The following is an 8,145-nucleotide window of genomic DNA, read 5'->3' as shown; positions in this document are numbered from 1 at the left end:
TCCACCGGGCAGAAGATCCGGCTCGATGGCAGCAACGAGGAAGGGACCGGAGCCCTTTTGCAGACGCGCAGAGAGGTCCGCCGCGCCCTGCCCGCGCAGGTCCTCGATCAACTGCTTGCGCATGCGATCCGAGAGATCCGCGGCGACCTGGTTGAACAAAGGCATCCCGACGAGCTCCGCATCGACCGGGATCAGAAAGACGTGAGCGTCCGAGCGCGGCGCGGCCTCGGCATCGCCGCCGGACGCCGCGTACGTCTCGACGAGTCGAAACAGCTCGCGGTGACGTGCCTGATCCGGCTGCGCAAGACGCTCGACGTTCGGGCCGACCATGACGAAGGTGTAGACGCCGAAACCAGGCACCGCACGCCGATAAAGGCGATCGAGGCGACTCGATGTCTCGACGCGCACCGCCGACCCTACCGACGGGAAATAGGCCATGGCGTGGTCGCGTGCAAGCCGTGTCGGACCGCTGCCCGAACCGCTCAACTCGCGATGCCGCGTCAGCCCGTCCGCCGCCGCCGTCTCGATCGCGCGTCGCGCCCCAGGGGCGCTCAGCGCGCGCGCCCGCTCCGCAACGGAGGTCAAGACCGACTCGCCCCCCTTTGCGATCATCTCGCGCACGATGTCCGTCGGCGGCGCACAGTCGCCGAGGATCAGTGCCTCGGTGCCTTCGGCCGGATCGATCACGGACGAATAGAGACTCGCCACCAAGGCATCGAGCCCGTCCCGCGTCGAGATCGACATGGATCGTGCAGACAGACACTCGGCCGCCACCTCGGCCCGCAGAATCTCGGGATCCTGGCTGAAAAGCACCGGGGGCGCGCCGGGATCGTTGAACAGGATGCCCTCGGACGGACGCGCATCTCCCGGAGACGAATCCTCCGGAAGTACGTCGGAAGGCCGTGCGTCGTCCGCAAGGGTCTCGTCCAAGCCCTGCCATTGCGGAGGTTCCGTCGCCTCCGCGACACTTGGAACCCGTTCGGACGCGGCGCCGACCGGGAGATCCGGACGAACACCTGCGCAACCGGCGACCGACACGGCGAGCCCGAGCAAACCACAAGCAACGACGGCTCGCACCCGCCCGCCCGCGCGAAAACGGCCGGTCCACGGCACGGAACCGGCAGGGGTATGGCGCAAAGGTGTCTCCACGATGTGACCGTCTCCCGGTATCGGGTCAATAGAATGCGATTCGGCGCCGACCTACGCACCGGCAGCGCCCTTTCAGACGTCCGCATTGCGGAGTCCGCGCGGTGTCCAGCATAACGGATCGCGCAGGCCGATCCGATGCCATTTCGTTCCGGTGCGTCGCGAAAGCCGGTTGTCGATCGAACGGCGCGCCCCGACCTCGGGAAACACGCGAGAGGCGACACAGCGTCGCGCATGGCCCGAACATGCGAGCGTCGTCGCCCCGATTCATCCCCGACCCGATTCATCCCGAACGGCGAAGACCATGTATCCGATCGATAAACCCTACTCGGAAGCCTGCGAAGAAAACAAGCGCCCGATTCTCGACGTGATCGGCCCGCTCTTTCAAGAGGCCCGACATCTGCTCGAGATCGGAAGCGGTACCGGCCAACACGCGGTCTTCTTCGCCGCCGCCATGCCCCATCTGGTGTGGCAAACCAGCGACTGCGCCCACTATCTCCCCGGAATTCGGGCCTGGCTGGACGATGCAGCCCTACCCAATCTACCGCCCGTGCGCGTGCTCGACGTCACCGGTATCTGGCCCGATGAACGGTTCGACGCCGTGTTCAGCGCCAACACCGCCCACATCATGTCCGAAGCGCAGGTCGAGGCCATGTTCGAAGGGGTCGGCCGCGTGCTGTTCGACGGCGGTTGTTTCGTCCTGTACGGACCCTTCAACATCGGCGGTCGCTATACCAGCGAGAGCAATGCACGCTTCGACGCCATGCTGCGCTCGCGCGACCCCGCGATGGGCATCCGGGATCTCGACCTCTTGATCCGGATGGCCCGCGACAACGGCATGGAGCTGATCGCGGATCACCCGATGCCGGTCAACAACCGTACGCTGGTGTGGCAGCGTATCCCCTGAGGACAGCCCGTGCCCGAGATGCCGAAAGACGACGCCCGAATTGCTCGCGCACGCGCCGCCTGGCGCTTTCGCGGACAGACACGACCCGACTTCGCCGTCGAGCCCTGTCCCGGACAGGAGTCCGTGTGGGACTACCCTCGCCCGCCCGCGATCCGCCCCGAGCCGCGCCCCGTTCGGGTCCTTGCCGGCGAGCTCTTCCTGGCCGATTCGATCCGCGCGGTTCGCGTCTGCGAGACCGGAAGCCCGCCGACACTCTATGTCCCGCCGCAGGACGTCGCGATGGACCTCCTGACGGTCTCGCCGACGCGCAGCTTCTGCGAGTGGAAAGGTCAGGCTCGCTATTTCCGGCTCGAGGATGCAGCCACACCCGCGACCGACATCGCCTGGTGCTATCCGGAACCGCTCGCGGGTTTCGAGCCCCATGCCGGCTGGATCTGCTTCTATCCCGGACGCGTCGCCTGTTTTCTTGACGGGGAGCGGGTGCTTGCGCAACCCGGAGGCTATTACGGCGGCTGGATCACGGCCGACATCGTGGGCCCCTTCAAAGGAGACCCTGGGACATCCCACTGGTAACGAAAGCGACGTCGAGGCATTCGGCATCCCGGCTCATGAACCCTGTAGGGGCGAAGTCATTCACCCCTACAGGTTGGCAGATGCCTTCCCGGAAATGACCCCACCGTCTGAATCAATCGTCTTAACCGCGTTCACGCCGAGAGGCTTGGTACGCTCGACAGACTGGGCTACCTTAGAGACCGATCGTCACTCTGAACGCGGTTCAGCATGAAAGCCTCGAAAGCACCCGTCACGCAAGCCATCCGCGAACTGCGCGCCGCCAAGGTGGCTTTCGAAGACCACCCCTATACCTACATCGACGGCGGCGGAACCGCGCAGTTCGCGCGCGAGCATGGTGTCGACGAGCACCTGGTCGTCAAAACCCTGATCATGGAGGACGAGCGGGGCAACCCCATGATCGTCCTGATGCACGGCGACCGGCAGGTCTCCACCCAAGCGCTGGCACGAACGATCGGCGTCAAGCGCATCCAGCCCTGCGCACCGGCGATCGCGGACAAGCATTCCGGCTATCAGGTCGGCGGCACGTCACCCTTCGGCACACGGCGCGCCATGCCGGTTTACTGCGAAAGCGGGATCGCCGCGCTGCCGCGGATCTACATCAACGGGGGCAAACGCGGCTACATCATCTCGCTTGCAACCGCCGATGCGCTGGCCCTCCTCAAACCTACGCTGGTCGCAATGGCGACCTGAACGGAGTCCCCTCATGAGCGTTCCAGTCTGCGTCATCGTCGGAGCCGGGCCGGGCAACGGCGCGGCCTTCGCCCGACAGTTCAGCCGTGCCGGCTATCACGTGGCCCTGCTCGCGCGCAGTCGCGACGTACTCGATGCCCTGGTCGCGGAGATTGCCGGAACCCATGCCTACGGCTACGACGCCGCCGATCCGAACGACGCCGCGTGCGTCTTCGACGAGATCCGCCGCGACCTCGGCCCGCCGCAAACACTGATCTTCAACGCCTCGACGCGCGAGTTCGGCGACATCGACGCCACCACGCCGGACGCCTTCGAGCGTGCGTGGCGGGTCAACGCCTACGGTTTTTTGCTCGCCGCACAGCAGGTGATCCCGGACATGCGGGCGGCCGGGGAAGGCACCATCCTCGCCATCGGCGCCACCGCATCGCTCAAGGGCGCCGCCGACTTCGTCGCCTTCGGCTCGGCAAAGGCCGCGCAACGCAGCCTCGCACAATCGCTCGCCCGCAAGCTCGGCCCGGAAGGCATCCACGTCGCCTATGTGATCATCGATGCGATGGTCGACATGCCGGTCTCCCGCGCGATGGCGCCCGATGCTCCGGGCAGCGCCTTCGCCGATCCGGACGATATCGCCGAGTCGGTGTTCTTTCTGGCACGCCAGCCAAGATCGGCCTGGACCTTCGAGCTCGATCTGCGGCCGTTCCAGGAACCCTGGTAGGTCATGATGCCCCGCCGGGAGGGAGCGCAGGCCGACACCGGCCCGGATGGGCCTGCGCCGTTCCGAACCCCGAACGCTCAAGAGTGCTGAATCAGGCTCTCGGCCAACCCGCCGCGACGCCAGAAGCGACGAGCCGTCGATCGCGTCAGCCGATAGGCCATGCCCTCGCAGGGGTCGAGCAGGAGCTCGTCGAGACCTCCGCCTTTGAGCTGCGCTTCGAGCACGGCGATCGTCGTATCCAATGCGACCAACGCCGTCGACCAAGCCGCGAGGTTCCGCTCCAGCAGCGCCGCACCGAGCCGGTTCCAGAGCACGAGATGGCGGCGTCCGGGAAGCGAATCCTGCGGCGACCATCCCTGGAGCGTGCGATGCGCAACGCCACACCAGCACGCCAGACCGGCGGACAGCGGATCATCCCCGACCACCGCGTCCGGCGGTTCGCCAGAGCGCTCCGGCAGCCTACCGCCGCCCCAGGTCCAGATGCCGTTGATCGCCGGACGCCGGGCCTGCTCGCGGAGACGGTTGACCTCGCTCCCGTAGAAGAGCATCTGGACCTCGTTCATCAGGCCGCGCCAACGCCGGGCATCCGCACCGCTCGGGACATCGAGGGGGACAGGCCCGCCCAGAACGCGCTCCAACGGCTCCGTGCGCAGGTCCAGCTCCCGATCCGATCGCAGATACCAGCGATTCGGATGCGGCGCGGTCAACCTCAGCCCCTCGGCGGCGAAATGGCTGTTGAAAAGCGCGACCAGGGCATCCGCCTCCGCCCGGTCGGGCGCAACACCGGCACCGGCGAAAAGCAGCAGACGGTCACGATCCGGGCGCAGATGCACCGGATCGGCATGCATCCAGTAGCCGTCCGGCCGTTCATCGGATGCCTCGCCCAAGAGGCTGATCGAGGCCGTCGGGGCATCGCGGCCGGGGTCGGCCGAGACGCCGAAGTGACTCAGACGGGCCGTCGCAGCATCATGGCCGCCGGTCGGGATGCGATCCGCGCGCGCGAGCAGCCGATCGATGGCCGGGACCTTCGGGAGCGTCTCCGGCGCGGCCGGGATCGGGCCGAGCAGGCCGGGGCAGATGAGGGTCAGCATAATGATTCCGAAACGGCGGAGACGGCGATGGCGCGTCCCTCAGGGACGACCCGAGAGCCTCACCGACATCCAGCCCAGACCGAGCAGAAGGACGGCCAGCAACACCGGAAGCGGACGCTCCATCGCGAGAAACAGCAGACTCGCCACGCTGACCAGGATAAACACCAGCGGCGGCAACGGATACCAGGGCACTCGAAAGGGTCGCGGGAGATCGGGCTCACGCCGACGCAGACGGATGACACCGGCGACGGTGAAGACCGCGAAGAGTGTGAGCGTGAAGCCGGCAAAGCTCAAGACGCCCTCGAACGAGCCCGTCAGGATCATCACGAGCGCCAGACCCTGTTGCAGCATTACCGCGCGGGTCGGTGCACCGCGGCGGTTACGGACACTGAGCGGTCGGAAGAACGGCAGATCCTCGCCGATACGCTCCAAGACACGCGGTCCGGCGAGTACCATGGCGCTGACGGTCGAGACCAACAGAAGCGTCAGCACCAGACTCATGAGGTGCCCGCCGACGGCGCCGAAGATGGTCTCGGCGGAGAGCGCACCGACCTCGACGCGACCGACCAAGGCGTCGTATTCGACGGTGCGCAGGAAGGTCAGATTGAGCAGCAGATACAGCAGCGAGACGATCAGCGTGCCGAGCAGCAGCGCGCGCGGGACGGCGCGACGCGGGTCCTGGACCTCGTCCACCACATAGGCTGCGGCGTTCCAGCCCGAGTAGGCATAGGCGACATAGATCAGGGACACGGTAAAGGGCGCACTCCAGACCGCCTCGAACGTCGTCGTGGAGGGCAACACCGAAAGACTGCCCGAGGTCGCCGGCAGAGCGAGCCCCGCGGCGCAGAACAGCAGGATGACGACGATCTTCAACCAGGTCGCGGCGATCTGCACGCGCCGCCCCAGATCCAGGTCGAAGGCATGTACGGCGGTGACCATAACCAAGGCCGTCACCGCAATCGCCGTGGGCGGCGCCGGGACAACGGTCGCGGCATAGTGCCCCATCGCCATCGCCGCCAAGGCCACGGGCGCCGCGAAACCGACCGTCACCGAGACCCAGCCACCCAACTGACCGAGCAGGGGATTGTAGATGCGCGACAGGAAGTGATATTCCCCGCCCGAGCGCGGCAGGGCAGCGGCCAGCTCCGCGTAGGAGAGTGCGCCGCAGAGCGCTATGAGACCGCCGATCAGCCAGAGCAAGAGCAAGGCAGCGCCGTCCGGGATGCCGGCCGCCTGAAGGCCGAGCGTCGTGAAGACGCCCGTGCCGATCATGTTGGCGACCACGATGAGGATTGCGGTGCGTTGGTCGATGAAACGGGGTCTGCTCATAGTGCCGACATCCGAGGTCGTGTCCCGATCGGCATCGCGCCGATCGCAATCGGATCAACGGACAAGACGCGGATCGAAATCGAAGGGTTGCAGGGTCGCCGTCGCGAACACCGCGGCGCACGCCCCATGAGCGGGATTCAGCAGAAGGTTGCGTTGCTGCGGGATCAGGACACTCGGGACAGAGAGTGCTAGCGATTGGCCGCCGCTCAACCAGGCGGTACCGATCGCGGCGGTCGAGACAGGTGCAGGATCGTCTCGCCAATCACCGGGCAGCCCGGCGTCATCCAGAATCAGGACCTCGTCATCGGGAAGATCGAGGGTCACCAGACGATACCGATTGAGCACATCGCTTCGATGCAGATGCACCAGCAGCTCCAGGGCCGCCAGTGCGATGCTGTCGGAGTTGTACACCGTCGCATGACCCTTGCGGTTCCAGCGTCCGCCGTACGTCTTCGCGCCCGAACCGTCCAGCGCCCTGTCGGCGAATCGTTCCTTGACGAGCCGATAGACCCGCATCAGCTGTAGACGCCGTGCTCCAGACGCCCCATGAGGTCATGCACCTGCGTGGCACCGGCCTCGGTATCCAGGTGCTCGATCGGCGCCGTCCCGCCGAGCGCCTTCGCCGGCTCGCCGAGCCACCCGGACGCGGCGGAGGGGTCGCCCTCGAAGAGATCCACCGCATCGCTGAACGCGGCCGCGATCCGGTAAACGCGATCGCTCTCCTCCGGAGACAGGCGCCCGTCCGGGCTGCGCCGACGCCGGGTCAGGGTGGATGGTGCAATCTTGGCGATCCGCAGCAGGGTCTGCTGCGGCCGATCAAGCGCCTCGGCCAGCCGCTCGATCACGGCCACCGGAAAACCACGGCGACTCTCCGCGACCAGCCCCGCCCGATCGGTCGGGAGCCCAAGCCGCAAGAAGACCGTCGCCCCCGCGCCGGGAGCAACATCGGCGTCGGCGACACCGGAAAACACCGGGACATGGAAGACACTCGCGTGCGCTGTCATCGGGAACCCTCCAAATGCGATATGGAATTTAGAGTACACCCAAATGGAAATCGCGCAAGCGTAACCCCACTCCGCCCTGAAGGCCGGCGGATCGAGCGCAACGCGACGATCCCGAACCAAACCGACCGGCCCGCCGCAAACCCGATCGGGGTCTCGACTGCTACAATCGCCTCTCCGCAACTCCCAAAAAATCACTTAAAACGCGCCGCTCCAACCTCACAAAGATCCACAACGCCAACACCACCCACCAAGACCCCACATCCCCCCGAGCGCGTTTTAAACGGAGAACATCGCCTCGAGGTCATGCCGCGAATACGCCTTGAAGGCCAGCAGGGTGTTCGTCTTCTCGATCCCCTCGATCTTGAGCAGATGGTTGGTGACCAGCTCGGCGAGATCGTCGTTGTGCACGACGCGCACGATGGCGATCAGATCGTAGTTGCCGCTGACCGAGAAGACCTCGGAGATCGCGCTCATGCCGGCCAGCTCGTCGGCGATGTCGTTGATCTTGTCGCGTGCGACATTGATGAGCATGATTGCCGTGACCATGACTCACTCCTAGTAAAAGATGTCCGAATCCGATCGAGCCTGAGTGCCCTTGAGTAACGGTTCGGAAACAACCAAGCCATTCCGGCTCATTCTCCCCCTCTACCCAACCCCTCTCCCGCGAGGGGAGAGGGGCTAAGATGGATC

10 protein-coding genes are annotated in these 8,145 nt (G+C 66.0%); 4 read left to right on the top strand and 6 right to left on the bottom strand.

What is annotated here, in order from left to right; genetic code table 11:
* A partial coding sequence (locus tag VLR48_RS13105; protein ID WP_325292222.1) for a hypothetical protein occupies nt 1-1,149 on the bottom strand: 1,149 nt, incomplete at its 3' end.
* A 301-nt stretch (nt 1,150-1,450) separates the two neighbouring features.
* Between VLR48_RS13105 and VLR48_RS13100 the strand changes: the two genes are divergently transcribed.
* The 4 genes from VLR48_RS13100 (at nt 1,451) to VLR48_RS13085 (ending at nt 4,031) form a co-directional block, all read left to right on the top strand.
* Nucleotides 1,451-2,053, top strand: coding sequence for a DUF938 domain-containing protein (locus VLR48_RS13100; RefSeq protein ID WP_325292221.1), 603 nt, complete (start codon nt 1,451-1,453; stop codon nt 2,051-2,053).
* Nucleotides 2,054-2,071: 18 nt separating this feature from the next.
* A complete protein-coding gene (locus VLR48_RS13095) occupies nt 2,072-2,626 on the top strand; it encodes a DUF427 domain-containing protein (RefSeq protein ID WP_325292220.1) in 555 nt (184 codons plus the stop codon).
* Between the two features lie 207 nt (nt 2,627-2,833).
* Nucleotides 2,834-3,316, top strand: coding sequence for a YbaK/EbsC family protein (locus VLR48_RS13090; RefSeq protein ID WP_325292219.1), 483 nt, complete (start codon nt 2,834-2,836; stop codon nt 3,314-3,316).
* A 13-nt stretch (nt 3,317-3,329) separates the two neighbouring features.
* Nucleotides 3,330-4,031 (top strand): SDR family NAD(P)-dependent oxidoreductase, encoded by a 702-nt coding sequence (locus VLR48_RS13085; RefSeq protein WP_325292218.1) that lies wholly within the window; start codon nt 3,330-3,332, stop codon nt 4,029-4,031.
* 77 nt (nt 4,032-4,108) lie between these two features.
* Here the strand turns inward: VLR48_RS13085 and VLR48_RS13080 are convergent, their stop codons facing one another.
* From VLR48_RS13080 to VLR48_RS13060, 5 genes are all read right to left on the bottom strand, one after another.
* Nucleotides 4,109-5,122, bottom strand: coding sequence for a phosphoglycerate mutase (locus VLR48_RS13080; RefSeq protein ID WP_325292217.1), 1,014 nt, complete (start codon nt 5,120-5,122; stop codon nt 4,109-4,111).
* Nucleotides 5,123-5,161: 39 nt separating this feature from the next.
* Entirely contained in the window at nt 5,162-6,451 is a 1,290-nt protein-coding gene (locus VLR48_RS13075; protein ID WP_325292216.1) for an APC family permease, read from the bottom strand.
* Between the two features lie 54 nt (nt 6,452-6,505).
* Entirely contained in the window at nt 6,506-6,967 is a 462-nt protein-coding gene (locus VLR48_RS13070) for an RES family NAD+ phosphorylase (RefSeq protein ID WP_325292215.1), read from the bottom strand.
* Nucleotides 6,967-7,455 carry a type II toxin-antitoxin system Xre/ParS family antitoxin gene (parS, locus tag VLR48_RS13065; RefSeq protein ID WP_325292214.1) on the bottom strand — a complete coding sequence of 163 codons (489 nt, stop codon included), beginning with the start codon at nt 7,453-7,455 and terminating at the stop codon, nt 6,967-6,969. The genes VLR48_RS13070 and parS overlap by 1 nt, the downstream gene beginning before the upstream one ends.
* 276 nt (nt 7,456-7,731) lie before the next feature.
* Nucleotides 7,732-8,001, bottom strand: a complete 270-nt coding sequence (locus tag VLR48_RS13060; RefSeq protein ID WP_325292213.1) for an Lrp/AsnC ligand binding domain-containing protein — start codon at nt 7,999-8,001, stop codon at nt 7,732-7,734.
* Nucleotides 8,002-8,145 lie beyond the last annotated feature (144 nt).

Source organism: Thiocapsa sp., assembly GCF_035467215.1.
GTDB lineage: Bacteria > Pseudomonadota > Gammaproteobacteria > Chromatiales > Chromatiaceae > Thiocapsa.
This window is presented reverse-complemented; position numbering and strand designations above follow the sequence as displayed.

Excerpts from the sequence above, each read along its gene's own strand:
- VLR48_RS13100 (WP_325292221.1), top strand. The coding sequence starts at position 1,451 with ATGTATCCGATCGATAAACCCTACTCGGAAGCCTGCGAAGAAAACAAG.
- VLR48_RS13095 (WP_325292220.1), top strand. The coding sequence starts at position 2,072 with ATGCCGAAAGACGACGCCCGAATTGCTCGCGCACGCGCCGCCTGGCGC.
- VLR48_RS13090 (WP_325292219.1), top strand. The coding sequence starts at position 2,834 with ATGAAAGCCTCGAAAGCACCCGTCACGCAAGCCATCCGCGAACTGCGC.
- VLR48_RS13085 (WP_325292218.1), top strand. The coding sequence starts at position 3,330 with ATGAGCGTTCCAGTCTGCGTCATCGTCGGAGCCGGGCCGGGCAACGGC.
- VLR48_RS13080 (WP_325292217.1), bottom strand. The coding sequence starts at position 5,122 with ATGCTGACCCTCATCTGCCCCGGCCTGCTCGGCCCGATCCCGGCCGCG.
- VLR48_RS13075 (WP_325292216.1), bottom strand. The coding sequence starts at position 6,451 with ATGAGCAGACCCCGTTTCATCGACCAACGCACCGCAATCCTCATCGTG.
- VLR48_RS13070 (WP_325292215.1), bottom strand. The coding sequence starts at position 6,967 with ATGCGGGTCTATCGGCTCGTCAAGGAACGATTCGCCGACAGGGCGCTG.
- parS (WP_325292214.1), bottom strand. The coding sequence starts at position 7,455 with ATGACAGCGCACGCGAGTGTCTTCCATGTCCCGGTGTTTTCCGGTGTC.
- VLR48_RS13060 (WP_325292213.1), bottom strand. The coding sequence starts at position 8,001 with ATGGTCACGGCAATCATGCTCATCAATGTCGCACGCGACAAGATCAAC.